The 25882-nt window shown below is 61.5% G+C and carries 25 protein-coding genes, 1 tRNA gene and 1 pseudogene; 10 read left to right on the top strand and 17 right to left on the bottom strand.

From position 1 onward, the window contains the following. The first annotated feature begins 10 nt into the window (after positions 1–10). From AC56QQ_RS16485 to AC56QQ_RS16500, 4 genes are all read left to right on the top strand, one after another. Positions 11–403, top strand: coding sequence for an Mth938-like domain-containing protein (locus AC56QQ_RS16485; protein WP_497128658.1), 393 nt, complete (start codon positions 11–13; stop codon positions 401–403). Between the two features lies 1 nt (position 404). Further along, a complete protein-coding gene (locus AC56QQ_RS16490; protein ID WP_497128660.1) occupies positions 405–1253 on the top strand; it encodes a phytoene/squalene synthase family protein in 849 nt (282 codons plus the stop codon). A gap of 84 nt (positions 1254–1337) precedes the next feature. After that, on the top strand, positions 1338–1772 hold the full coding sequence (locus AC56QQ_RS16495; protein WP_497128662.1) for a hypothetical protein: 435 nt from the start codon (positions 1338–1340) through the stop codon (positions 1770–1772). Next, positions 1772–2722 (top strand): sterol desaturase family protein, encoded by a 951-nt coding sequence (locus AC56QQ_RS16500; protein WP_489861828.1) that lies wholly within the window; start codon positions 1772–1774, stop codon positions 2720–2722. Before AC56QQ_RS16495 ends, AC56QQ_RS16500 begins: the two co-directional genes overlap by 1 nt. A gap of 6 nt (positions 2723–2728) precedes the next feature. On the opposite strand, the gene trmFO is transcribed toward AC56QQ_RS16500, so the two are convergent. From trmFO to AC56QQ_RS16515, 3 genes are all read right to left on the bottom strand, one after another. After that, positions 2729–4141 (bottom strand): methylenetetrahydrofolate--tRNA-(uracil(54)-C(5))-methyltransferase (FADH(2)-oxidizing) TrmFO, encoded by a 1413-nt coding sequence (gene trmFO / locus AC56QQ_RS16505; RefSeq protein WP_497128664.1) that lies wholly within the window; start codon positions 4139–4141, stop codon positions 2729–2731. Between the two features lie 375 nt (positions 4142–4516). After that, positions 4517–4657 carry a DUF1127 domain-containing protein gene (locus tag AC56QQ_RS16510; protein WP_256750565.1) on the bottom strand — a complete coding sequence of 47 codons (141 nt, stop codon included), beginning with the start codon at positions 4655–4657 and terminating at the stop codon, positions 4517–4519. A gap of 50 nt (positions 4658–4707) precedes the next feature. Beyond that, on the bottom strand, positions 4708–4848 hold the full coding sequence (locus AC56QQ_RS16515; protein WP_013531315.1) for a DUF1127 domain-containing protein: 141 nt from the start codon (positions 4846–4848) through the stop codon (positions 4708–4710). A 237-nt stretch (positions 4849–5085) separates the two neighbouring features. On the opposite strand from AC56QQ_RS16515, the gene AC56QQ_RS16520 reads away from it, so the two are divergent. Genes AC56QQ_RS16520 through AC56QQ_RS16530 form a run of 3 tightly spaced genes read left to right on the top strand, consistent with a single transcriptional unit; the run spans position 5086 to position 8262 of the window. Next, the gene (locus AC56QQ_RS16520; RefSeq protein ID WP_489861826.1) at positions 5086–6204 is read left to right on the top strand and encodes a DUF2157 domain-containing protein; all 1119 of its coding nucleotides are present in this window, start codon (positions 5086–5088) and stop codon (positions 6202–6204) included. After that, positions 6201–6785, top strand: a complete 585-nt coding sequence (locus AC56QQ_RS16525; protein ID WP_489861825.1) for a GDYXXLXY domain-containing protein — start codon at positions 6201–6203, stop codon at positions 6783–6785. Before AC56QQ_RS16520 ends, AC56QQ_RS16525 begins: the two co-directional genes overlap by 4 nt. Positions 6786–6813: 28 nt before the next feature. Beyond that, positions 6814–8262, top strand: coding sequence for an aromatic amino acid lyase (locus AC56QQ_RS16530; RefSeq protein ID WP_489861824.1), 1449 nt, complete (start codon positions 6814–6816; stop codon positions 8260–8262). A 28-nt stretch (positions 8263–8290) separates the two neighbouring features. Here AC56QQ_RS16530 and AC56QQ_RS16535 read toward each other — a convergent pair. Further along, positions 8291–8375: transfer RNA gene (locus tag AC56QQ_RS16535), tRNA-Leu, on the bottom strand. A 342-nt stretch (positions 8376–8717) separates the two neighbouring features. On the opposite strand from AC56QQ_RS16535, the gene tig reads away from it, so the two are divergent. After that, positions 8718–10193 (top strand): trigger factor, encoded by a 1476-nt coding sequence (gene tig / locus AC56QQ_RS16540; protein WP_489861823.1) that lies wholly within the window; start codon positions 8718–8720, stop codon positions 10191–10193. A 161-nt stretch (positions 10194–10354) separates the two neighbouring features. Then, the gene (locus AC56QQ_RS16545) at positions 10355–10879 is read left to right on the top strand and encodes a hypothetical protein (protein ID WP_497128666.1); all 525 of its coding nucleotides are present in this window, start codon (positions 10355–10357) and stop codon (positions 10877–10879) included. 94 nt (positions 10880–10973) lie between these two features. Here the strand turns inward: AC56QQ_RS16545 and AC56QQ_RS16550 are convergent, their stop codons facing one another. The 13 genes and pseudogenes from AC56QQ_RS16550 to AC56QQ_RS16610 all read right to left on the bottom strand — a co-directional run bounded on the left by AC56QQ_RS16550 (position 10974) and on the right by AC56QQ_RS16610 (position 24086). Then, positions 10974–12290, bottom strand: a complete 1317-nt coding sequence (locus AC56QQ_RS16550; protein ID WP_497128668.1) for a M20 family metallopeptidase — start codon at positions 12288–12290, stop codon at positions 10974–10976. After that, positions 12290–13249 (bottom strand): ABC transporter permease, encoded by a 960-nt coding sequence (locus tag AC56QQ_RS16555; protein WP_497128670.1) that lies wholly within the window; start codon positions 13247–13249, stop codon positions 12290–12292. The genes AC56QQ_RS16550 and AC56QQ_RS16555 overlap by 1 nt, the downstream gene beginning before the upstream one ends. After that, on the bottom strand, positions 13246–14232 hold the full coding sequence (locus AC56QQ_RS16560; RefSeq protein ID WP_497128672.1) for an ABC transporter permease: 987 nt from the start codon (positions 14230–14232) through the stop codon (positions 13246–13248). The genes AC56QQ_RS16555 and AC56QQ_RS16560 overlap by 4 nt, the downstream gene beginning before the upstream one ends. Before the next feature lie 8 nt (positions 14233–14240). Further along, positions 14241–15227 carry an autoinducer 2 ABC transporter substrate-binding protein gene (locus AC56QQ_RS16565; protein WP_497128675.1) on the bottom strand — a complete coding sequence of 329 codons (987 nt, stop codon included), beginning with the start codon at positions 15225–15227 and terminating at the stop codon, positions 14241–14243. A 34-nt stretch (positions 15228–15261) separates the two neighbouring features. Next, positions 15262–16032 carry an ATP-binding cassette domain-containing protein gene (locus tag AC56QQ_RS16570; protein WP_497128678.1) on the bottom strand — a complete coding sequence of 257 codons (771 nt, stop codon included), beginning with the start codon at positions 16030–16032 and terminating at the stop codon, positions 15262–15264. 93 nt (positions 16033–16125) lie between these two features. Further along, the gene (locus AC56QQ_RS16575) at positions 16126–16902 is read right to left on the bottom strand and encodes a glutamine amidotransferase (RefSeq protein ID WP_497128680.1); all 777 of its coding nucleotides are present in this window, start codon (positions 16900–16902) and stop codon (positions 16126–16128) included. Between the two features lie 72 nt (positions 16903–16974). Next, positions 16975–18162, bottom strand: a complete 1188-nt coding sequence (locus AC56QQ_RS16580) for a carbohydrate kinase family protein (protein WP_497128682.1) — start codon at positions 18160–18162, stop codon at positions 16975–16977. Between the two features lie 293 nt (positions 18163–18455). Next, a pseudogene (locus AC56QQ_RS16585) lies at positions 18456–18620 on the bottom strand (JAB domain-containing protein); the annotation flags it as partial. Between the two features lie 154 nt (positions 18621–18774). After that, entirely contained in the window at positions 18775–18966 is a 192-nt protein-coding gene (locus AC56QQ_RS16590) for a hypothetical protein (RefSeq protein WP_497128684.1), read from the bottom strand. An 857-nt stretch (positions 18967–19823) separates the two neighbouring features. Continuing rightward, positions 19824–20114 carry a hypothetical protein gene (locus AC56QQ_RS16595; protein ID WP_497128686.1) on the bottom strand — a complete coding sequence of 97 codons (291 nt, stop codon included), beginning with the start codon at positions 20112–20114 and terminating at the stop codon, positions 19824–19826. Positions 20115–20172: 58 nt separating this feature from the next. Beyond that, a complete protein-coding gene (locus tag AC56QQ_RS16600; RefSeq protein ID WP_497128688.1) occupies positions 20173–20403 on the bottom strand; it encodes a helix-turn-helix transcriptional regulator in 231 nt (76 codons plus the stop codon). 816 nt (positions 20404–21219) lie between these two features. Continuing rightward, on the bottom strand, positions 21220–22419 hold the full coding sequence (locus AC56QQ_RS16605; protein ID WP_489864002.1) for an IS256 family transposase: 1200 nt from the start codon (positions 22417–22419) through the stop codon (positions 21220–21222). A 323-nt stretch (positions 22420–22742) separates the two neighbouring features. Beyond that, complete coding sequence (locus AC56QQ_RS16610) at positions 22743–24086, bottom strand: transposase (protein WP_497128266.1); 1344 nt, start codon at positions 24084–24086, stop codon at positions 22743–22745. A 469-nt stretch (positions 24087–24555) separates the two neighbouring features. On the opposite strand from AC56QQ_RS16610, the gene AC56QQ_RS16615 reads away from it, so the two are divergent. Next, complete coding sequence (locus AC56QQ_RS16615; protein ID WP_497128690.1) at positions 24556–25779, top strand: FAD-dependent oxidoreductase; 1224 nt, start codon at positions 24556–24558, stop codon at positions 25777–25779. Positions 25780–25882 lie beyond the last annotated feature (103 nt).

Consider the following 25882-nt stretch of genomic DNA (forward strand, 5'->3'; position numbering starts at 1 on the left):
TGACACAACGGTGACCGGCAAAGGCATCGTCATCCGCGAGGCGCATTTTCCTGGCCGCGCGCCGATTGAGGCCTACGGCAATGGGGGGTTCCGCTTTGCCGACATGTCGCATCGCGGCTCACTGCTGTGCCTGCCATCCGGCATCCATGGCTGGGAGCCGACGGATGCCGCAGCGCTGACAGTGGCTGATTTCGACAGGCTGCTGGCCGAGGCCGACAAGGTCGAGATCCTGCTGGTCGGCATGGGCAGGGAACTCAGGCCATTGCCAGCGGCGCTGCGCGCGGCGCTGAAGGCTGCAGGCATTGCGTCTGACCCGATGTCGACAGGTGCCGCGGTGCGGACCTACAATGTCCTTCTGGCGGAAGACCGCGCCGTGGCCGCCGCCCTCATCGCCGTCGATTGACATGTCCCAAAATGCCCAAATCGTCATGGACGCGGTGCGCGCCGCCGACCATGACCGCTATCTAACCGCGCTCTACGCGCCGTCCGATAAGCGCGCCGCGCTGTTTTCGCTCTATGCCTTCAATGCCGAGATCGCAGGCATTCGCGACCGCATCCACGAGGCTCTGCCGGGCGAGGTCCGTCTGCAATGGTGGCGCGACATCATCATTGCCGCCGAGGCTGATGGAACAGCCATCGGCCATCCGGTCGCCGATGCCCTGAAGGCGACGATTTCCGCTCACCGCCTGCCGAAACCGGCCTTCGACAACATGCTCGAGGCGCGCATTTTCGACCTCTATGACGATCCGATGCCGTCGCGCACCGATCTGGAAGGCTATTGCGGCGAGACTGCAGCCGCGCTCATCCAGCTTGCGGCGATGGTTCTCGACCCCGTCGAGGCACCGCGTTTTGCCGAGCTGGCGGGCAGGGCCGGCTGCGCCCAGGCGATAACCGGCCTCTTGCTCCTGCTGCCGCTGCACCGCAAGCGCGGACAGTGTTTTGTCCCGGCCGATATCCTGGCGGCGGCGGGCGCTTCGCCGGAGGAGTTTGTTGCCGGTGACGGCGGCCCCGGCGCCAAGCGCGCGGTGGCGGCGATGATTGCGCTGGCGCGGGATCACCTTTCCGCCTTCGAGCAAGGGGCGTCGGCTCTGCCGATTTCGCTGCGTCCGGCATTTCTGCCGCTGGCCCTGTCGCGCGCTTACCTGACGAAAATGGAAAGTGGCTCGCCGATCGACGGCGTGGCGCGGCTGTCGGCCCTGCGCCGGCATTGGCTGCTGCTGCGTCGAGCAGGCAAGGGTTGGCCCGCACTTTGACGTAAACGTCAATCGTGTTAAGGAATCTCCGAGCTGAGAACTGTTGCCGCAGACGACAGACCGGCCCGGAGGAGATACCCATCCATGAGCTTGCCCGTCCTGGTCGCGATCGTCGCCCTTGGCATTGCGCTGTCGGTCGCCGCCGTTCATTTCACCGGCGGCAGCAAGACAGCGGCGCTGGCCGGCCCTGATCAGGCGCTGGGCCGTTTCGCCGAGGATTTTCCCGATGACATTGCTACGCGGGTTCGCCTGACGGCGGATGCCAGGACAGCATTTCTGGATATCGGGCAAGGGCGCATCGGAATCGTGCATAGCATCGGCGACTGCTTTTTGACGCGCATCGTCACGTCCGCGGATGTCACGGATCTGACCGCCAGCGATGCAAACACGGTTTCGTTCCAGCTTGCCGATTTCACCTGGAAGGGCGGTCGCTTCAGCTTTGCCGACGCCCTTGATGCGCAGGACTTGCTGGACGCTCTCGGGTCGCAACACCGCAATTCCACGAAGGAGGCCGCGTGATGGACAGTTACGATTTCCCGCAGGTCACCCAACTGGCCATTCCGTTCTTCGTCGCCGCGATCCTGATCGAGCTTTGGCTGGTGCGCACGGGCCGCGCCAAGGGCTCGTTCGAGACGCGCGACACGCTGACCAGCCTGATGATGGGCACCGGCAATGTCGTCGCCGGGTTGCTGCTTGGCGTCGTGTCCTATTGGGCACTGCTGTGGCTGTGGCAATTCCGGATCTTCAATCTCGGGCTGTCGTTCTGGGTGTTCCTGACCGCCTTCCTGCTCGACGATTTGCGCTACTATGTCTATCACCGCATCGCGCACCGGGTGCGCTGGGTTTGGGCCGAGCACGTCAACCATCATTCCAGCCAGCACTACAATCTGTCGACGGCGTTGAGACAAAGCTGGACCGGGCTGTTCACCTTCATGTTCGTGCTGCAGGCACCGCTGGTGCTGCTCGGCTTCCATCCGGCGGTGATTGCCTTCACCTTCGGCTTCAACCTGGTTTGGCAGTTCTGGATCCACACCGAGACCATCGGCAAGATGTGGGGCTGGTTCGAGTACATCTTCAACACGCCCTCGCACCACCGCGTCCACCACGCCACCAATCCGCGCTATCTCGACGCCAATTATGCCGGCACGCTGATCATCTGGGACCGAATGTTCGGCACCTTCGTCGAGGAATTGGAAGAGGACCAACCGCGCTACGGCATCGTCAAGAATCTGGGCACGTTCAATCCGCTGAAAGTGGCGTTCCACGAATGGATCGGCATGTTCGGGGATGCCTTTGCGCCAGGGCTTTCGCTCAGCGATCGTCTCAACTACCTGATCAAGCCGCCCGGCTGGAGCCATGACGGCTCGCGCGAAACCTCGGAGAGCCTGAAGGCCGCCTATGTCAGGCGGAATCCCAGCGAGGCAGGCAAGCCGGGGCTGCCGATGGCGGGCACCGAGGCTGCAGAATAGAAGGCTCTATTCCGCTGCTTGCGCCGTCGGCGCCGGCAAGCCCAGCCATTGCCGGCAGTCGGCCTGGGCGCGCGACGTGATCGCATGGCGCTTGGCGACCGTCTTGTCCTTGCCGCGCATACGTTTGCCCTCGGTTTTCGGGGCTTCGACGGGCGGAAACAGGCCGAAATTGACGTTCATCGGCTGGAAGGACCGCTTGCCCGGCTCGTCATCCGAGACGATGTGGCCCCCGGTGATGTGGTTGAGCAGGGCGCCGAAGGCTGTTGTGAGCGGCGGCAGCGAGGGCGCATGGCCGAGCCTTTCGGCGGCGGCGAAGCGTCCGGCGAGCAGGCCGATTGCGGCGCTCTCGACATAGCCCTCGCAGCCGGTGATCTGGCCGGCGAAACGCAGGCCGGGGCGCGATTTCAGCTGCAGCGAAGCATCGAGCAGGGTCGGCGAGTTGATGTAGGTGTTGCGGTGCAGGCCGCCGAGGCGGGCGAAGTCGGCGTTTTCGAGGCCCGGGATGGTGCGGAACACGCGCACCTGTTCGGCATGCTTCAGCTTGGTCTGGAAGCCGACCATGTTGTAGAGCGTGCCCAGCGCATTGTCCTGCCGCAGCTGCACGACGGCATAGGCTTTCACCGTCGGATTGTGGGCATTGGTTAGCCCCATCGGCTTCATCGGCCCATAGCGCAGCGTCTCGACGCCGCGTTCGGCCATGATCTCGATCGGCAGGCAGCCGTCGAAATAGGGCGTGCCTTCCCATTGCTTGAATTCGGTTTTCTGGCCGTCGACCAGCGCCTGTACGAAGGCAAGGTACTGGTCTTTGTCCAGGGGACAGTTGATGTAGTCCTTGCCGGTGCCGCCGGGCCCGACCTTGTCGTAGCGCGACTGGAACCAGCAGGTGTCCATGTCGATCGTATCGAAATGGACGATCGGCGCGATGGCGTCGAAGAAGGCGAGCGCGTCGGCGCCGGTCGCCTCGGCGATCGACTGGGCGAGCGATGGGGCGGTCAACGGGCCCGTGGCGATGATTGCCTGATCCCAATCCGCAGCTGGCAGGCCCGGCACTTCCTCGCGCTGGATGGTGATCAGCGGGTGCGCTTCGAGCTTTTTCGTCACGGCCTCGGAGAATCCGTCGCGGTCGACGGCTAGCGCGCCGCCCGCCGGCACCTGGTTGGCGTCGCCGGCGCTCATGATCAAGGAGCCGGCCAGCCGCATTTCCGCGTGCAGCAGGCCGACGGCGTTGTTTTCGGCGTCATCGGAGCGGAAAGAATTGGAACAGACAAGCTCGGCCAGACCATCGGTCTTGTGCGCATCGGTGCCGCGAACGGGCCGCATTTCATGCAGGACAACCGGCACGCCCGCTTGCGCCGCCTGCCAGGCGGCTTCGGAGCCAGCGAGGCCGCCGCCAATGATGTGAATAGGATTTTTGCTCATGAGCGCCGGAATAATCGCTTGATGCGGCGATTGCAATTGCCGTGCGTGATGCCGGGCAAAACAGCTCCCGGAGGAACCAGCCTCTGAAAACAACTACACCCGCCGGGGGAGGAGGTCCGGCGGGTGTCGTTTTGGGGGTCGACCCTCGGGAGGAGGTGAAGGCCGACCGTATTCGTCATCGCCGGGGAGGAGGTCGGCTTTGACGAAATCTCTTTCGCTAGTTTTGAAAGGGGCGAAACCCTTTTTGGGAAACAGCGCCCGCCGCGGGAGGAGGTGCGGCGGGCGCCGTTTTGGTGGTCAACCCTTGGGAGGAGGTAAGGGGTGACCGTATTCGTCAGGGTCGGGGAGGAGGTCGACCCTGGCGAAATTCCTGGATTAGATCGCCCGGCGGGCGACGCTCTTGATTTCGTCGCGGACGATACCAAGATCATGCAGCTGGCGGTTCGAAAGGCGACCCAGCTCGGAAACCGTCTCGCGATAAACGCGCCAGTTACGATAGTTGCGGATCAGGTTCATTGTCTTTCTCTTTTTCAAAACTGGTTCGGACCATTTGCGGTCCGAAGAATTTAGACCGCCTTGCGAGCGACGTAAGGAATGTCGCTGCGGCTGATGCCGAGGTCGGTCAGTTCACGGTTGCTCAGGCGGCTCAGCTCGGAGACAGTGTCCCGGTAGCGGCGCCAGTTGCGGTAGTTGCGGATCAGGTTCATGGTATTTCTCGTTTCGTCTTTCTTCCGGATCATTCCGTCTTTGTGTACGAAGCATAAATAGGCGGACCCATATCGATTTAAAAGCGCTATGGCTGCATGGCAGCAATGCAAATTGTGCAATGCAACATTAACGCGCGTTCACGGACCTGACACAAAGAAACCCGAATCGGAAAATGCCGTTGCGTCAACGGTTTGACCGGATCGGCTAAAAAAAGACCAAACGGGGGAAGGGGCAACATGGCGAGCTATTCGTCGCGGATCAGGTCCGATATCGCGCGCTGGCAACAGACCGGCCTGATCGACGCGGCGACCGCCGATTCCCTTGCGCGCGATGTCGAGGCCAACGAGCGCAAATCACTCAACTTCGGTTCGATCCTGGCGATGATGGCCGCCTTGCTGTTCGGCGCCGCCATCCTGATTTTCGTCGCCGCCAACTGGGACGCGATCCCGCGGCTGGCACGCGTAGCGGCACTGTTTGCCGTCATCCTTGGCGGCTATGTCGGCGGCGCGGTGCTGAAGACGCGCGACCATGCGGCGATCGGCGAGGCGCTGTGGATCGTGGCGGCCGCGGCTTTCGGCGGTTCGATCGCGCTGATAGGCCAGATGTATCATCTGTCCGGCGACGAGGCGTCTGCTTTGGTCACCTGGGGTGCTGGTACGGCATTGGCGGCGATCGCGCTGCGTTCGAACCCGCTGACCGTCGCATCGGTCGGCATCGCCGATGCATGGCTGTTCCTGAAAGGGTTCGACTATTTCAATCGCAGCGAATTTCCGCATGCCTTCGTCGTTATGGCGATCGTGCTGTTTGTCGTCTCGTTCTGGACCCGCAGCCAGCCGGCGCGGCACCTCATTATCCTGTCGCTGCTCTTCTACCTCGTCCTGTTCGCCATGGATCACGCGACGCTGCAGGTGGCGATCCCCTTGGTCATCGTGTCGGTGCTGCTGTTCGCGGCCTCAGTCTTCGCGCCGGATCCGGTCGACAAGATCGTCCAGCTCGGCGGTCGCTTGCCCTTGCACGCGCTGCTCGGCTTCCTCACCGGCCTGGCGATGATCCAGTTCGAACTGGCCGATGAAAGCACCTACAATAGCGGTTTTGCCATCGCCTCGGTCGTCGCGCTGGCCGGTATCGTCGCGGCGATCGTGCTGGCGGGCCGGGAGAGCCGCGGGCTGCGCTGGCTCGCCTATCTCGGCTTCGCCTTCGAACTCGCCATCATCTATGTCGTGACCTTGCAATCGATGCTCGACACGGCTGGCTTCTTCCTTGCGGCCGCGGTGCTGCTCGGCATCCTTGCGCTCGTCATCATCCGCGTGGAGAAGCGCATGAAAGGTCCAGCAACCGGGGGAGCCACGGCATGATGACCGGAAAGCGGCTGATCATCTCGGCGCTGGTGCTGGCGCTCGTCCAGATAGGCTTCCTGAGCTGGATCATCGCCGGCCGGGCGGCAATCCTGCGCAACGGCAAGGAGGTGCTGCTGAAGATCGAACCCGTCGATCCACGCGATCTCCTGCGCGGCGACTACATCATCCTCGGCTACGAGATTTCGCGGATACCGGTGAAAATGATCGCCAACATTCCGGCCGACAAACTCTCCAGCGACGACACGTCGATCGTCGTCCGCCTGAAGAAGGGCGCCGAGGGCTACTGGACGCCGACCACCGCCTGGTTCGGCAAGGCACCGACGCCGGCCGCCGCCGACGAGGCCGATATATCAGGCCATGTCGCCGAAGGCTGGGATCTTCGTGGCGAGGGAATGACCATCGCGCCGGATTATGGCATCGAACGCTTCTACCTGCCGGAAGGCGAGGGGATGGCGATCCAGAACGACATGCGGGTGCGCCCGTTCGGGATACGCCTCGCGCTCTCCGGCGATGGCACCGCCCAGATCAAGGCGCTGGTGGATGGCGACAAGACGCTGTTCGAGGAGCCGCTTTACTAGAATGTCCGTGCCTGCCGTGGTGTGAAGCATGCCAGTCATCCTGACGACACGTGAAGATATCAACCTCGACACCGTTTTGCGCGTCGCCTGGAAAAAGGACACGGTGGAGATCGGCGAGACAGCCTTGCGGCGCATCGCCGACTGCCGCGCCTCGTTCCTGAAGCTGATTGAAACCGATCCGCCACCGGTTATCTATGGTGTCACCACCGCCATGGGGGAACTGGCGAGCCAACGGCTCGCGCATGACGAGCGGGACCGCCATGCGCGCATCAAGGCGTTCGCCGCCGCGACTTCGTTCGGTGAGCCTTTGCCTGATCGCGTGGTCAGGGCGATCGTGCTTGCCCGGCTGACGAACTTCATCGAGGGCAACGCCGCCACCACGCCGCGCATCGCGCTCGCCGTTGCCGCGATGCTCGACGGCGGCCCGATGCCAATGGTGCCGGCCGCAGGTCAGGGCGGCGCCGGCGAAATCCTGGCGCTCTATCCGCTGTTTGCCGAGCTTTCGACGCGTTTCGACCTGGAGGTCAAGGAACGGGGCTCGCTGATCAACGGCTCGCCCTGTGCTGCCGCTCTGGTGGCCGACGCAGCGCTCGCGGCACGCCGCCGTATCCGGATCGCGCACAAGGTGTTCGCGCTGTCGATCGAAGCGTTTCGCGCCCCGCTCGAACACTACGACGCGGCGCTCGAGACACTCTGGGGCGATGAGCACGAGGCGGCGGCCCTCCAGGGGCTGCGGCAATTTCTGGTCGATGCTGGAGATGGCAGGCGCAACTATCAGGCGCCGGTCAGCTACCGCATCGTGCCGCGTGTTCTCGGCCAGGCGCATCGCGCACTCTCGTCGGCCGAGCGGGCGGCAGATGTCTCGCTGGCCTCGATATCGGACAATCCAGTGTACATCCCGCCCGATGAGGCGCATCCGTTCGGGCGCTGCATCAGCACGGGGGGCTATCACAACGCCATGGCGACGCCGGCGTTGGACGACCTCGCGGCGATATGGGCCGATATCTGCCTGCTCTGCGACCGTCACGCCTCCAAGCTTCTGAATGGCAAGGTGTCGCTGCTGCCCGATCTCCTGATGACTGGACGGCATTGGGCCGACAGCGATGGCCACGGCAATGTCGGCTATGTGCCGATGGCGATCACCGGCTATCTCGAGCAGGCCAAGCTTGCCGCCCAGCGCACCTTCATTCCGGGGACGGAATCGGCCGGCGCCGGGCAGGATGATGTCGCCACCACGGCGTTCTTCGCATGGACCAAGGAGGCGACCGCCGGCCGCTGCGTCGACGCGGCGATGGCGATGCTGGCGATGATGGCCTCGCAGGCGTTGCACGTCACCGAACGCACGGCTCCGCCGGCCCTGCGGTCATTCGTCGACGAAATCAGAGGCGTCGTGCCGCCTGTCGGCGAGGATCGCGTGCTGGGGCCGGAGCTTGCAAAGCTGGCCGAGTGGTTCACAGGCAGAGCGTTCGAGGCCTAGACACCGATGCCAGGAATGGCAGGCGGCTTGGTGCGGATGAAGGGACTCGAACCCCCACGCCTTTCGGCACTGGAACCTAAATCCAGGGCGTCTACCAGTTCCGCCACATCCGCATGAACCGGCAATCTCATGTGGCCATCATTCTGTCAATGTCAGGGCCAAAATGATGGTTATTCGCCGAAATGCGAAGATGGTTGAAAATTAGGCTCGCCTGTGACAAAAGGCGTGTCGAATGTGACGGGACGCGACGATCCGCTTCTACAAAATGTGATAAGAAGTAGGAAAAACAAAGACTTATTCACATTTTGGAACGCAGTTTGGGAGAATTTGAGCCGTATTTTCGGTCAAATCGCCAGGTTCCGTGCCAAAAGCCATTCCCGGCAAGAATATACCGGCAGGCTGTAAACGGCAGAAAGCCGTTTGGCAGCCTCATTGGTGAAAACAAAGGTTTTACGATGCAGGTCACCGAAACACTCAACTCCGGTCTCAAGCGCGAGATCAAGATCACCGTGCCGGCCGGTGACATGGAAGCCAAGCTGATGGCGCGGCTTTCGGACGCCAGGAACAAGGTCCGCATCAACGGCTTCCGTCCCGGCAAGGTGCCGGTTCAGCACCTGCGCAAGGTCTACGGCAAGTCGTTCATGGCCGAAGTGGTCAATGAGATCCTCAACGATTCGACCCGTTCGATCATTTCGGGCCGCGGCGAAAAGGCCGCCATGCAGCCCGAGGTCATCATGACCGAGGACGAGAAGGAAGCCGAGAAGATCCTGGCTGGCGGCGCCGACTTCGAATTCCGCCTCAACTACGAAATCATTCCGGCGATAGAGATCAAGGATTTCTCCGACATCAAGGTGACGCGTCAGGTGTTCGACGTGCCTGACACCGAGATCGACGAGCAGGTCCAGCGCGTTGCCGAATCGGCACGCAGCTACGAGCCGAAGACCGGCAAGGCCGCCAATGGCGACCGCGTGACGATCGACTATGTCGGCAAGATCGACGGCGAGGCCTTCGCGGGCGGCGCCGGCACCGATCAGCCGCTGGTGCTGGGCTCCAAGGAGTTCATCCCGGGTTTCGAGGATCAGCTGGTCGGCGCCAAGGCCGGTGACGAAAAGCAGGTCACCGTGACCTTCCCGGAGAATTACCAGGCGGCGAACCTGGCCGGCAAGGAAGCGACCTTCGACGTCACCGTCAAGGAAGTCTCCCAGCCTGGCGCGCTGGAAATCAACGACGAAACCGCCAAGAACCTCGGTCTGGAGTCGCTGGAGCGCCTGCGTGACGTGGTGCGTGGCCAGATCGAGAACCAGTTCGGGGCCATGACGCGCCAGAAGGTCAAGCGCCAGCTGCTCGACCAGCTCGACGCGTCCTACTCGTTCGAGGCACCGTCGAAGCTCGTCGACGCCGAGTTCAACAACATCTGGGCGCAGGTCAATCGTGACCTGGAAGCTGCCGGACGCACCTTCGCCGACGAAGAGACGACGGAAGAAGAGGCACGCGCCGAATATCTGCGTCTCGCCGAGCGCCGCGTGCGTCTCGGCCTGGTGCTGGCTGAAATCGGCGAGAAGGCCGGCGTCACCGTGTCGGATGAAGAGTTGCAGCGCGGTCTGTTCGAGCAGGTGCGTCGCTATCCGGCCAACCAGCAGCAGGAAGTCTTCGAGTTCTATCGCAGCAATCCGGAAGCGCTGAACACGCTACGCGCGCCAATGTTCGAGGAGAAAGTGGTCGACCATCTACTCGGCCAGATCTCCGTCACCGACGTCAAGGTCAGCAAGGAAGAGCTGATGGCCGACGATGAGGAGGCCGAAACCACGACCAAGGCGAAGCCGGCGAAGAAGGCCGCCGCCAAGAAGGCCGACGACAAGAAGGCCGACGAGGCGGAAGAGCCCAAGAAGAAGGCCGCGCCGAAGAAGAAGGCCACCAAGGACGCCGAATAATTCGAGAATTTCGTTGAAACAGGAAAGGCCGCCCTCGAGGCGGCCTTTTTTGTTGCGAAACTGCCACAGCGGGAACGCTTCGCGAGCGACGGCCTGTAGCGATACCAAGCTTTGATTCTTATCTGCTTGTATTGCAAGCCGCTTGGCTGTTGGAGGGCGTGTTGAGGCTGTTGGTTGAAGTGGGACACGCTGCGGCAATCGCGCTGGTTCTTGTCTCGGTCTGTGGCATTGCCCAAGCCGATACGGTTCTTGATAATTGGCGGTTCGGTGCGGGCGAAGACGGTCTCGTCACGGCATCGCTTTATGCGACCAACAAGCTGATCACCGGCGGTGGCGCCCTGAGCTACAGCCCGATCCTGACGATTGCCTGCCGGGCAAACAGCGAACCGCGCTGGACTGAATGGTTGCAGCTGAATGACGCCGTCTCAGCCAGCCGCAGGATCACCATGTACGTCACGGTCGACCAGGGCAGCAAGTTCGCTGAAAGTTGGTCGGTCGGGCCGCGCGGCAGGATGCTGGTTCGCGACGGTGCCGACGGCATCAGACGCCTTGTTTCCGCCAGCCGTCTGTTGCTTTCCTGGCGGTTCGGGCTGCTGTCGGGGCGCGGCGAGGCCGATTTCGATCTCGCCGGGCTCGGCAAAGCCGTCGACCAGATTGCCGGCAGCTGCAACACCGATCCGCCGTAATCGCAGCGCGAGGCCAGGGCAGGATAGGGGCGACGTCTTTGGGCGGCCTCATCCCGCTATTGGCATCGCTGAAGAAGGCGACCTTGTCGTGGCGTCAGCGGCACCATTTCTCGACGGCGATTGCAATCGCCTTTGTGCAATCGACGAGATCACGCACTGAAACGCGCTCGTTCGGCTGATGCGCCTGTGCCGGGTCGCCAGGGCCGAAGTTGACGGTCGGGGTGTTGCCAAGGCCGGTCGGCAGGCCGATGTCGCTGTGTGCGCCAAACCCGCTCAGGACCGGCGACAGCTTGGCTTCCCTGACGGCCTCCTGGAAGACGCCGACGAACGGATTGTCCGACGGAATCTCGGCGCAATCCGCGTCGAGGATCCATTCGACACGGGCAGGATGCTTCCGCAGATAGGGATCAGCCTGGCAGACATTGGCGATGTGCTCTTCGATTTCGCGCTTGACGTTGCCGCCCAGCTTGAACGCGTCATGTTCGCTCGGCAGATACTGCGCGTCGATGATGATTTCGCCGCGACCTGCCATGGAGGAGGGGTGTTCGCCAGCACTCATCTGGGTGACGATGATCTGGTTCGGCAGGTCCATCAGCGGATGGTTCTTCTTCGGATCGAACATCCAACGCCGGTTGAGGATGTCTATGCCGTCGAGGATCTGCCGGCAAAGCTGGACGGCATCGACCGGGCCGCTCGAGTACCAGGCATTCGGCGTCAGTTCCGCATGGCCGCCTATACCGTCGATGATGATCTTTCCCCACAAAATGCCGTGACAGAGCGGCGCGATCTTGTTCGCCGTCGGTTCGGTCATGATGCCGGCGTCGGCGTGAAAGCCGCGATCGACCATGGCGAGCGAACCCATGCCACCGATTTCCTCGTCAACGACGGTCGTGAAGACGACGTCTCCGGACAGGGGAATGTCGAGCTCCTTCAGGATTTCGATGGCCATCAGCATGCAGGCAACGCCGCCCTTCATGTCGACGGTGCCGCGACCATGCAGAAATCCGTCCTTGAGAACGGGCTGGAACGGGTCGGTCGTCCAATGTCCGGCGGCGCCCGGTGGGACGACGTCGATGTGGCCGGTCAGCATGATGGAACGCCCGCCGCCTGTGCCCTTCAGGACGCCGCCCAGATTGGGTCTGCCCTCGAACGTCCTGCCCTTGTTGGCGCCGGCGCGGCCCTTGTACTTTTCGTAGAGCGCCGGGCCGTCCGGGTCCCAGAGATCGGTCGAGAAGCCAAGCGCCTCGATGCGTTTTTGCAGATATAGCTGGCAATCACGCTCACCGGGGCCGGCGTCCTTCGGATTGGATTTCACAATCGAGGGGAAAGCGACGAGATCGCTCAGCGTTGCGACGATGCGGTCGGCGGTTGCCTCGACGCGCGCGGCAATGATCTCTTCAATGGACGGCATTATGATCTCCAACGTTGGGAAAGTCGGTCGACGAGAAGGACGAAAACCAGTAGGGCGCCGACAATTCCCACCTGCCAGACCGTGTTGATATTCAGTTGCAGAAGACCGGTCTTCAGCGTGACCAGAAGCAGGACGGCCGCGAACACGCCGCCGACGCCGCCACGTCCGCCGGTGATGGCGATGCCCCCAAGCATGGCGGCAGTCAGCGATTCGAGCTCGAGGTTCTGGCCGATATTGGGCCTGCCGCTGCCGAGCCAGGCGAGCGAGACGAGACCGGCGGCACCGGCGAGCGCGCCACTCAAGGAATAGAGGATGAAGCGAACGCGGTCGACCGGAATGCCGACCAGTTTGGCCGAGCGTTCATTGAAGCCCATCGCGTAGATCCAGCGTCCCCAGGCCGTCGAGAGCAGCACCAGGCCGGCCAGGGCAAAGCAGGGGATGGCAAGCGTGAGGAAGGGCACGGGAATGCCCATGACGACGCCGCGCCCCCACAGGAGCAGCCAGGAGGGTACGCCTGCCTGGGCCGCGCCGCCGGTGACGGCAAGTGCCGCGCCGGAATAGACGAAGAATGTGCCCAGTGTCGCGATGAAGGGAAGAAGCGCGAGCCCGTTCACCAGCCATCCGTTCAAGGCACCGAGCATCGCGCCGGCCAGAATGCAGACGACAGGCAGCAGAACGGGCGGCAAGCCCAGCTTGACGCAAAGCATTCCGACGACGGCGGAGAGTGAGACCGCGCCGCCGACCGACAGGTCGATGCCGGCGCCGCCGGCCATGATGACCAGCCCTTGCCCAAGGCCGACCAGGGCCAGGATCGTCGAGAACTGAAGAATGGTGGTGACGGTGCCGAGATTGTAGACCGAAGGCTTGAGCGCCAGCAGGCCAACAATCACGATCAGCCAAAGTCCGCACAGCAAAGTCAGGGTGAGGGCCGGGCCCTGCAGATTCCGGAGCGTCCTCATGCGCGGGCTCGCAAGAGTTGGACCACAGGGAAGCGGTTGGAGATGGCTTCGAAGCCAAGCACGCCGATGATGAGAACGCCGGTGACGACGGGCTGCCAGAGCGAGGGGACACCGATCAGCAGCAGTCCGTTCTGGAGAATTCTCAGCAGAAGCACGCCGAGCACCGTACCGACTAGGCTGCATTTGCCGCCCAGTATGCTTGTGCCGCCCAGAATGACCGCGGCAATGGCATCGAGCGCCAGCGTGCTGCCGATCGTCATTTCCACATTGCGGTAGGTGGCGACATAGAAAGTGGCGGCAATGCCGGTCAGGACACCGCTGATGACGAAGGTCATGAAGCGGGTCTTGATGACCGGGATGCCAGACAGCCGCGCCTTTTCCTCCGAATTGCCGATCGCCAGCAAATGCAGCCCATAGGGGGTTCGCCGCAACGCCAGCCAGACGACCAGATAGGCAACGGCAATCACCAGGGCAGGGACGGGGACGCCGAGCACGGTGGTTGCAAGCAGATTGGTGAGGCTCGCGGGCAAGCCGGAAAGCCATTGCCCGCCAAGAAGGACAAAGACAGCCGTGCGGTAGACGCCGAGCAGGCCGAGCGTTCCGACGATCGCCGGAACGCGGCCGAGGACGACGACAGTGGCGGTGACGCATCCCAGCAGCGCGCCCACCACAGGGCCTGCGACGAGCGCCAGCAGCGGATTGCCGTCGGCACCGAGCACGCGACCGATTGCGATGGCCGCCAGACCCATGACGATGCCGATCGACACATCGATGCCGCCCATGGCCAGCAACAATGTCATGCCAAGGCCGATCAGCAACAGTTCGACGCTATTGCGCAAGACCGTGGCTGCATTGCCTGACGTCGCGTAGTGGGGCGATGCGACAGAAAAGATGATGACCGCCAGCAAACAGGCGACAAGCAGAGACCACTCCCGCCCGTTCATGGAGAAGACACCGTTTCCAAACTGCCGCACCGCGTTCATGCCAGGGCTCAGAAGTTGAACTTGTCGACATTGTCCTTGGTGAAGACGGCCGGCGGCCCGAGCAGCAGAATGCCTTTCGCGGCGTCATAGGTGACGGGCTTGTCGAGGCCCGCAATCTTGTTTTCCGCCTCGAAGGTCTTGCCGTCGATCAGCTGCTTGCCGGCCCAGACCGTGAGGTAGCCGAGCTGCTCGGGGTCCCACAGCACGGTGAAGCCGAAGGCGCCGCTCTTCAGGTAGGACCGTGCCGTGTTCGGGCTGCAATAGCCGGCGCCGATGACAGAGCCGATCTTGCCGGCGGTTTCGATGGCCTGGGCAACGCCCGGGCATGTCGAGGAGGCAACGGCGATGATGGCCTTGATATCGGGGTTGGCGGCCATCAGGTCGCCGGAGATTTGCGCGGCGCGTTCAGCGGTGCCACCGGCGAATTGCGGCGAGAGCAGCTTCAGCTTCGGATATTTCGCGGCGGCTTCTTTCTGCATGAAGCCGATCCAGGCGTTGAGGTTGGACGCCGTTGCTTCGCCGGACACGATGCCGATCGTTGCATCCTCGCCAGCGCGCTTGACGAGTTCGTCGACGATCGTCGTGCCGAGGCCTTCGTCGGTCGCCTGGGCCACATAGACCGCGCGGCCGCTGTCGGGCGCATCGCTGTCGCTGGTGAACAGCTTGATGCCCTTCGCCTTGGCGCTCTCGACCACGGGAGCGATGCTGGAGGCATCGAGAACGCTGACCGAGACCGCCTCGACGCCCTGGTCAATCAGGTTCTGGACGATCTGCAACTGGTCGACCGGATTGGTGTCGACGGGACCCGAATAGATGAAATCGACGCCCAGGTCCTTGGCGGCGCGATTGCCGCCGGCCTCCATGGCGTTGAAGTAGGGGATACCGATCAGCTGCGGGACGAAGGCGACCTTGTGTTTGTCGGCGGCATGCGCCGCGGTTGCGACAACCAGTGACAGCACGGAGACCGCGAGCGCTTTTTTGAACTGTGAAAGCATTGTGGTTTGATCCTCTCTGGAAATGACGTGCGTTTCAGTTTGTTTTTTCGAGCGCCCGCACGTCGGGATGAGCGCCTGTTATGAGCGAAACGACTTCCTCGTGACTGGTCTCGGCTGCCAGCCGCTCAGCCACCTTGCGGCCACGCCGGAACACCACGATGCGGTCGGCGACTTCGAAGACTTCGGAAATGTTGTGGCTGATAAGGACGACGGCGCAGCCGCGCGCGGCAAGCCGCCGCGTCAGTGCCAGGACCTTGCGGGTCTCGGCAACGGCAAGGGCCGCCGTCGGCTCATCCATGATGACCAGCCTGGCGTTCAGATTGAGCGCCCGGCAGATGGCGACGGCCTGGCGTTGACCGCCCGACAGGCTGCCGACGGGGGCTTCCGGGTCGGAGATATGGGCGTCGAGTTCCTGCAGAAGGTCGTCGACGCGCTGTCGCATTTCCTTGCGCTTCAGAAACGGAATGCCAAAAATGGAGCGTTTCAATTCGCGGCCCAAAAAGACGTTTTCGGCGATCGAAAGGTTTTCCGAAAGCGCCAGTTCCTGGAAGATCGTCGCGATCCCCGATGACGCGGCATCCTTGGGCGAGGAAAAGGCCACCGGATTGCCCTCGATGACCAGTTCGCCATCGCTGGGTGGATGAGCGCCCGCAAGAATCTTGATGAAGGTCGATTTGCCGGCGCCATTGTCGCCGAGAAGCGCCAGCACTTCTCCGGAGCGGATCTCCAGGTCGACATTTACAAGCGCGGTCAGCGCGCCGAAGCGTTTGGCGATGTTCCTGGCCACTAGAAACGGTTCTGTCATGGCGGTTCCCCAGCGGTTGCTGATTGGCCTTAAATCCTTGTTTTCATGCAAGTCGTTGTCCCAAAACCGCTGCGCACTTTTGGGCGACATGCATTAGACGGCCTTGCTGACCCAGCGCAGCACATTGGTCCAAAGGCGCGCGTAGCCGGGCCATTCGACAAAGCTGCTCGGCAGCCAGTGCGGGCCGATATCCGATGTCCACGCCAGGGTGCGCCCCTCGCCATGACGTCCGGTGACCAGCAGGGGATGCCCGCCCTGGTCCTGCGGCAACCGCGCCAAAACCTCGACATCATCCCGATCGCGGGCAATGACCTCGTTGGCGCCGAGCAGCAGCGGCCAGTCGCCTTCGATGCCGGCAAAAATCGGATGATCGCTGGGGCCGGTGATCGAGGGCCGAAAGCCTTCGGGGATTTCAAGCCGGTCATCGTTGGGAAGGCAGGTCACCGGCAAGGCGTCCTCGACCGCCGTGCGATGCCAGCGGGCCTTGCCGTCTATGCCCTGGAAGCTGAAATAGCCGCCGATCATGATCAGGCCGCCACCGGCCAGCGTCCAGTCGCGCAGAAGCTTGAGCCGGTTGGGTACTGTCTTGCCGTGCAGCCAGACATCGGGGTGGAGCAGGAGCGAGTTCGCGCCAATATCGGAAAGGATGATCGCCTTGTATTGCGACAGGCCCTCCATGGTAAAAGGCAGCTTCTCGACAGCCTCGTGAGCCGGCATGTAATCAAGATCGAATTCGCTGTCCTTCAAGGCGTCAACCAGAGGCGTTGCGCCCAGATGAAAGGTAACGCTGCCGAACTGATCGAACCCCTTGTAGTGGGTCGCCGAACTCACCCAGCTCTCGCCGACCAGAAGCACTTTTGTTTTCGCCATGGTCATGTTCTCCTGATTTCGCCAGATGGGACGGCTGTCTGCTGTTGGTCGCAAAGTCGATAAGCCATCGATTTAGCTTGCCATCATGGCGCTGTTCGCCAAGGCGGCAGCCTTCAATGTCGCAAAGTCGGCGATGTGGCCCTGCGCGCCTTCGACGGTCGTCGTCAGGCTCGCGCCAATCGCCGCATGGCGGGCGGCGTCTTCCAGCGACGCACCGTGCAGCCACAGGCTGAGGAATATCCCGGCAAAGCTGTCGCCGGCGCCGGTCGCGTCGACGCGGTTGACCGGCAGTGCCGGAACTTCGATCTGCGGGCCGCCACTCGCCGGAAAGACGACGGCGCCGAATTCACCGAGGGTGAGTACGACCGTTCCGCGCGGCTTGATGCGTGACAGCATCAGCCGCACCTCTTCGATCATCGTCGCCATCCGGGAGCGAAAGTCGAAAATCTCCCGCATCATCACGTCGTTGATGAAGGTCAGGTCGATCTGCCTGACCATCTGCGTGAAGATTTCCGGCGTGCGCGCGCTTTTGGGCAGGCCGGCTGAATGCAGGCTCACCTTCCAGCCGGCCTGATGAAAGCGCGCTATGGAAGCGGTCATCGTTTCATAGTGAAAGCCTTCGATGTGAAGACAGGCCGGGCGCTGCTCGGGCTGGATGTCGAGATTGGCGGTCAGGTCGACCTCGCCAAGCTCAAACGGTTCGCTGATGATCGTGCGGCTGCCGTTGCGCTCGATGATCACGATCGCCTGCGAGAGGCGGTTGTTGGGCGTACTGCGGATCGGCAAGGCGTGGACGCCCAGTTTCGAAAGCTCGCCCAGCGCCCAGTCGCTCTCGGGATCCTCGCCGACCGCCGTCGCCAGTTCCACGTCAAGAGCGTAGGGGGCACCGACGCCGGCGGCGGCAACCGCGAGATTGGCAGCCGGCCCGCCCAGTGCCTTTTCGATATGGCTTGCGGTGATCCGGTCGTCGCGATGCGGCAACACGTCGACGCGGCAAAGGAAGTCGACGCTCACCCGGCCGGCGACCAGAAGCCTCGGCAGATGATCGAGGTTCTTTGGCCTGCGCGGCGCGCGGCCGGGGAGCGAGCGTGCAAACGAGCTGGGCCGGTACATCAACGCAGCAACCGCCTTTTCTATGCGGTCGCGCGTGCCTTCCTTGAGGCTGGCGGTTCCATTGATGAAGTTCGATACCGTGCCGATTGAGACACCGGCGGTTCGAGCGACATCCGCTATGGTCGGGCGCTTGCGTTGCAATTGCATGGTTCCAATTGAAGCGTTTCAAACGGTAGCAGTGGAAATGCTACGCCTCAATGAAATGATCTTCCAAAAAACTGGACATATTCCGTTGGCTTGGGAAATTTTCCTGTGCCACGGTCGATTCTGGAATTGATCTTTCCACGATTGAACGATTTTCAATTTTCCAGCAAAAAGATTGTGCAGGCGAATTTTCTGCATTTTATTCGATCTGTCAGGCTCTATCGGGCGTTGGGCACACAGGTCCGATTTGTCGCATGGAGTATCGCGATACAGTCGCTTAGCACCAGTCCCGCCGCCTAGATCAGCAACAGGCCCTTCATGCTGGAATAGCCTTTCCGCCCGATGATGATGTCGTCATGCACGGCGATGCCCAGCCGTTTGGCCGCGTCGATGATCTCCTTGGTCATCTCGATATCGGCGCGCGACGGCGTCGGGTCGCCCGATGGATGATTGTGCATCAAACCACTCTTGCGAGAATCTTTATATATATCAAGTGCTTGTGCGATTGTTCTGGAGAGCTGGGGCTGCTAGGTGGGGTATGTAGAAAGTGTCTACTCGTGATTTCCTCCGCTTGGGCATGGTCGCATTTGCCCAGTAATCTGACGTCCCGATCAATCACGGATTCCGACGCCTTTTAACTTTGAATGGGGCATTGACAGCCTCGATTATGAAGATCCACACGTCGGGATCGGCGAGGATTCCGCCATCTTCATCTACCTGAAATATCGGTTCGCCGTTGGCGTCCACGAGCGAGGAGTAATCGCCTTCTCTATCTAGGCGCCACGGACGCGGGGCTTTGTTCGTCATCGTCGTCACCTGTAAAGCTTCAACCTAGCCGTTGGCTATCCCGTCTCTCCTTCGGAGAAACATGCCATCTAGGCTCGTAGTCGATTGCCGTCACGTTTTCAAATTCGTGTCCACCGCCAATGAACCTCAGATGCTCGAAGAGGCATAGGCACCTTCCTGCCGTGGCCCTTGGCAATCCTGATGGCCGCCTCAATTCGTTGCGCCAGTGCTTTTGTCATGTGGAGCATAGAAGCATCCGGCTACTTGGGCCGTCTGGAGAAATTCAATTTCACCAAATGAAGCAAACCTGGCTTCATCGATCGCGCAACCTCGTCTAGATTGAATGAACCAGCATTCCATGGAGTGAACATGCGCGAAGCGTTGGCGATGCTGAGAGATCGTCGAGAGCAGGCAGGGCCGCTCCGCGCCGGCGACCGTCGGCGCTCTAAAGGAAAAACGGCGTATAAGCCGCAATCCTGGGCGCGTCCGCGACAGCGGACGATTGTCGCGCGTAGGACGGAGGAATTCGCCCCCGCCACGGGCGGTGAACGGGACAGCCGTAGGAGCCTCAGCATAGCGCCGGCCGCAGGACGGGACGCGGGACCGACTGTCCCCGTCCGCGGTGATCCGAATGCTGTATCAGGGATGGAAGCCGAACGGACGAGCCCGCGCGGGCTCGGTTCTACGACAGCCCGGCCGCTGATCGGCGGCGATGCTCGCTAGTTGCGACCCTTCGCGCATCTTCGGCATGACTCCCGCATCGGCGAGCATGTAGGCAATTTAGCTAAACTCGTCCACGCGCCCCAAACTGAGCAGCTCGGCACCTAATCCTCGTAACGGAGGGGTCGGTAATTTGGAAAGACGAATGATCGCAGCCGCTAAGCGCTTCCGTCCGTTTTATTCTCTTCATCGATCAACCGCACTGGCAGATACGCGTTGGTTTCCAACCACTCGCGCAGTACGATCCGAATGAGGTCCGACCTGCCTATTTCCATTTCAGTTGCGATTGAGTTGAGCGCGTCCTCAATCGCCGGTTCCAGCGGCACGCCGGCGATGTTTCGGAGCATTAGTGCAGCGCGACGCAAAATGATTTGCAGATCCGCGCGCGACATGTCTGCGATACGATTTGCGGCGCTTTCAAGCTCTTCCGCAACCGATAGGCGCGTCATTTCGACAACTCATTTGAGCCAATCAGCATTTCCGAATTCTAATGCTCATCAGTGACTTTCACTCCTCGTCCCGCGAGCTCTCGGCGAGTCGATTTGGCGCACGACAAACCACCGTATTCCTTTGATCCCAGGCTTCAAGGTGTTCGACGGGATAGAGGACGGCTTTGCCAATCTTGATGAAGGTCGGTCCGATCTTCATCGCTCGCCAGTTTCGCAGTGTTCCAACCGAGACGCCCCCACGATAGCGATCAGAGACTTCCTCGGCAGTTAGGTATTTCCTCTCGTCCATTGAGTTCTCCATCCATATCGCCACCTGTCGCCACCGTGCGTGCCTCGGAGTGCAGCGCTCTGGGGGTGGATCCGCTTGGCGATGCGATCAAGCAATCCAATCATGCATGACAATGCTCCCGAATTCTCAATCACGCGGCCATACGGAAATGAATGGGATCAGTTGTCCGATGATGGAAGGGGTCAAACATAGTGAGTAGTGTTTGAGGATATGGCCGGATAGAAATCGGAGGGTCCGCCAACCAAGATCGCAGGCTGACCGAGGCTCGGACAAGTCGGTCCAGTCTAACACAGCTTAACTGCGTCTTTGATGGATGGGGCGGACAAGTAAGTAAAATCAAATAGTTATGGGAGACCGTGTGCAAAAATCGCACACGAAAGTTCTGCTTCTCTTCTTTTTTCGTTCCCGCGAGGGAGCCGCCGGCAGCCCCTTTCGGACGCTCCTCTGCCCACGATATTGACCGCTCCAATGCGAATGTTCGCCAGAGTATTTGTGAACTTCATTGTTCGCTGCGGCGTCCAATTTGCCCGGGGTTCTTGGAAGTTTTTCGAACTTTCTGGCTTGCGCCTCCAGCCGAACTGCGCTCGCTTATGAGAGAAACTCGGATATCAGAGTCGTTTTTAGGAAAACTCTGACCAGAGCTCTACTCATTGCCGCGTCCCTCTGGTGTCGTGAACGTCAACTCCAATCATCCTGTTAGTTCGACGCAGTTAGGATGGCTTGCCTTATCCGCACAATAGAATTCCGGATCGTGTCCCAGGGAGTGGTGTAGCTGACGGCTTGGTCGCCGCGCTCTCCGGCATGGGGCCGGGCTGATCAGCGTGCCACGGCTGGCAGGCTGATGAGAGGATCATCGCTCATTTGGCTGATGGTTTCCAGCGTCATGTATCTCGCCCGCTGCACGGCCCATTCGTCGTTCTGTTCGAGTAGGATCGCGCCAACCAGGCGGACGATGGCGTCATCATTTGGGAAGATGCCGACGACCTCGGTGCGCCGCTTGATCTCGCCGTTGAGGCGCTCGATCGGGTTGGTCGAGTGCAGCTTGGCGCGGTGCTCCTTGGGGAAAGTCATGTAGGCAAGCACGTCGGGCTCGGCGTCGTCCATGATTGTCGCCAGCTTCGGCACCTTCGGCCGGATCTGGTCGGCGACGGCGCGCCATTGCGTGCTTGCGGCCTCGGGCGTTTCCTGGGCAAAGGCGGTGGCGATGAAAGCGGAGACGACGCGGCGCCCGCTCTTGCCGGCATGGGCCAGCACGTTCCTCATGAAGTGGACGCGGCATCTCTGCCATGTCGCGCACAGCACCTTGGTGACGGCCGCCTTGATGCCTTCATGGGCATCGGAGACGACGAGCTTGACGCCGCGCAGGCCGCGGCGGGTCAGCTTGCGCAAAAACTCCGTCCAGATCGGCTCGGCCTCAGAGGTGCCGACCTCCATGCCCAGCACCTCGCGCCGGCCGTCCGCGTTGACGCCGACAGCGATGATGACGGCGACCGAGACGATGCGGCCGCCGCGGCGCACCTTCAGGTAGGTGGCGTCGATCCACAGATATGGCCAGTCGCCCTCGATGGGTCTTTCGAGGAACGCTTTGACCTTGCCGTCGATCTCTTCACACAGCCGGCTGACCTGGCTTTTAGAGATGCCGCTCATACCCATGGCCTTGACCAGGTCGTCGACCGAGCGGGTCGAGATACCTTGCACATAAGCTTCCTGGATGACGGCGGTCAGCGCCTTCTCGGCCATGCGGCGCGGTTCGAGGAAACCGGGGAAGTAGGAGCCCTTCCTGAGCTTGGGGATGCGCAGTTCGACGGTGCCGGCGCGCGTCTCCCAGTCGCGCTCACGATAGCCGTTGCGCTGGGCCGTGCGCAACGGGTTCTTCTCGCCATAGGCGGCGCCGGTGGCGGCTCCCACCTCCAGCTCCATCAGCCGCTCGGCGGCAAAGCCGATCATCTCGCGCAAGAGATCGGAATCCGGAGTCTTCTCCACGAGCGCGCGCAGGTTCATCATGTCGTCGGTCATCGATGGTTCCTTCGAATCAGGTTGGTGTCAGCAACCCGACCTTACCGGCGAACTGTCGATGACCACCGCAAAGCCGCTCGCTCGCTACGGCGCTGTTGAGGGCGCGCTCGCGAGCGGCTTCGCTACCGCCGAGATACACCACCTGTGGGGACGCGACCGAATTCCGCACATAGTTTCCGTACACGACAGCCCTTGATCCGCTGATAAAAGGTGGTCGCCTGTGCCTGTACGGAAAAGGGTCGAGACTGTTGAATAACTAGCTGGAACCACCCCAGGGCACTGGAGCCGATTGGTTGGCGCCATGTCTGCCGAACCGGTCCACTTCATGCAGCGGCCAGCCGTCTTGCCAACAGTTGGAGGTTCTGAACCGCTGCGGCGAGAAGGAATTCTTCTTTTGCCCCGCTCAGGCCGCGTAGCCTCAATCGTCGAAACGCGATGTTGCGCTTGAGGTGGCCAAAGAGCCGCTCGATCCTCTTGCGCAGTCGCCGTGAGCGGGCATAGCTAGGTGTGTCGCGCAACGCTCGTACCTGATCACGCGCATCCTCGTCGAAAGATCGTGTAATTCGTCGCGCTGATCCGTCTGTGCAATCCAGCTTTGAGCGACAGGCGCCGCAGTCGGACGGGCGAGCGAAATAGACATTGGCGCGCGCGCCGATGTCCCTTCCCCGATAGGTCAATTGCCGACCTTCAGGACAGGTAAAGCTGTCGCTCTGCCTGTCATAGGAGAATGCGTCGCGGGTCAGTTTGCCGGCGGTCTGGTGTTGGCGTTCAATCACCGGGATATGCGGTTCGATACCCTGCTGCAGAAGCCAGCTTAGAAGACCGGCGCTGCCGTAAGCCTTGTCAGCTGCCAGCCGTTCAGGCGTCAGCCCAAGACGCTCGCGCGTCCGCAACACCATTGTCTTGGTTGTGTCCACCTCTGCGGCGAAGCGAGCCGGGCTGGCCTCGACGTCAAGAATGACGCTGGTTTCAGTGTCGATGTAGTAGTTGGTTGAATACCCGAAACGGCCACGTCCATGCTTGTTTGACCAGCCAGCTTGCGGATCAATCGGCGATATATGTTTCGGCGTCGAAGGTTCACGCTCATCTGGGGCCTGCGGCAGCGCTGCATCGAGAGCGTCGAGATACTCATGCACTGGCCGCGAGATAGTGCCACCGTCGGACCAGGCGGTTGCACCGGCGTCACCAGGAAGTTTCTTCTCCCAGCTCGCATCCGCCTCGATGAAGCTGGCATCGACTGCAGTATCCGTGCCTGAGACCAACCCAGCCGTGGCACAATGACCAACGATCTCCTCGAATAACTTTCGAAACAGATCCCCTTGGCGAAAGCGGCCGTAGCGGTTTTTGCTGAACGTTGAGTGGTCCGGCACAGCTCCGTTGAGGCCGAGCTTGCAGAACCAGCGGAATGCCAAGTTAAGATGAACGTCCTCGCAAAGCCTCCGCTCTGACCGAATGCCGTAGAGATACCCCACGAGGAGCATTCGTAGCATCAACTCGGGATCGATCGAAGGCCTGCCAGTGTGGCTGTAGCTTGAGGCGAGGTGCTCATGCACAAAGCTTAGATTAAGCGTCGCATCGATGCGTCTGAGTAGGTGACCGGCAGGTACGTGCTCATCAAGCCGAAACTCGTAGAAGAGTTGTTCTTGAAGAACGAGCCTGCCCATCATGACAAATCATCTCCAGCGCTCAGCAGAGAGATGGAATCACGTGTTGGGCGGCCATTCAAGCCGAGTTTTTCAACAGTCTCGGTCGTTAACTGGACATTATCTGCCGGTTGATCCAGACGACCCAGTCGCGCCAGGTTGGGCCGCTATTGGGTCGCCGGCGATCCGTCAGGACGGCATACCCGCTCGATTGCGCGGCTCTACGGTCTTTGGACCAAAACGAGTGGTCATACGCCACGACTCGTGTACGCGGCCGCTCCTCTCTGGTCGTGGCGAGCTCAGCACTATCTGCTTGATTTGGACTGGCCTAGGGCAGGCTATTGAGACGATCTTAACTCCAGATGAGCTATGAAATGGCCACAAACTGCACAAACTCAACGAGGCGGGCGGCCTCGAGTTTATCGATGGTTCGGCAATTTCATCGCGCTGAAAAGAGGCCGAAAGATACTCAGGGCAAACCCGGAGAGGCATGATGACCAGCCAGAAGGATCCTGAGGCGACTGCCGCCAACGCGGAGCCGATGACGGTCGACGTGGCGATCGTCGGCGCGGGTCTGGCGGGCACCACGTTGGCAACCGTGCTGGGCAAGGCCGGGCGCAATGTGGCGTTGATCGATCCGCACCGCGTCCATCACGACGAATTTAGGGCTGAGAAAACGCGCATCGAGCAGATGCGGGTGTTCGAGAAGCTCGGCCTAGGTCCCACCATCAGGCCCCTTGTCACCCCGACGGGCAAAATCCATGTCTTCCGCCTCGGCCAGTTCTTCCAGCGCAAGCCGGAGTCGGAGTTCGGATTCTCCTACGGCCCTCTGGTCAATGGCCTGCGCGAGGCCCTGCCGCCGGAAGTTACGCTGACGGTGGGTAAGGTCGCCGAAATCTCGACCGGGCCGGACTGGCAGCGCCTTGTGCTCACCGACGGCACCGTCATCGACGCCCGCCTGCTGGTGGTGGCCACCGGCTACAGTGAGTCGGTACGGCGCGCCGTCGGCGTGGAGCGCGTCGAGCATTCTAAGGCGCATTCGCTGGCGATGGGATTCGACCTTGCGATCTCGCCGCAGGAGTTCGGCTCTCGGTCCATCACCTTCTACCCTAAGCGCAACGCGGCCCGGATTCCCTTTATTACCATCTTCCGGATCGGCAACCGAATGCGGGCAAACATGTTTGCTTACCGGATCGTCGCCGATCCATGGATACAGGCTTTCCGCGCGGATCCCCAACAAGTGCTTTTGCAACTGATGCCGGAGATATCAGCGCTGTGCGGCAACTTCGCCGTCGCCAGCCCGGTAGAGCTCCGGCAGGTCAGCCTGACGACAACGACGGGACACCGCCGCGAAGGCGTCGTCCTCATTGGCGATGCGTTCTCCACGACATGCCCGGCGCAAGGTCACGGCATCCAGCGGGTGGTCACCGATGTTGATCGCCTGTGCTCGACGTACATCCCCGCCTGGCTGGAAACGCCTGGCATGGGTGTCGACAAGATCTGCGCCTTCTACGATGACCCGATCAAAATCGCCGCCGACGCAACCGCCTTGCGCTCCAGCCTCTACGCCAAGGCAATCACTACCGAAACCGGATTGGAATGGCGCATTCGCCGGCTGCGCAATAACACCGCCCGCCAGCTGATGATCATCGGCCGCAAGATCAGACACTTTTCGCCACGGCGGACGCTCGGGGCTGTTCCGGAGAAGCGGGCCTAGATTGGCGTCCAGCCCCCTTGACAGCACCCGACATGTGTCAGCGCCACGCGCTTTCATTCTTCTGTTCGTCGTCGCTGAACGCCTTTTTCAGTCCGCCGAGGAC

The organism is Mesorhizobium sp. RCAM 05099, from assembly GCF_059683685.1.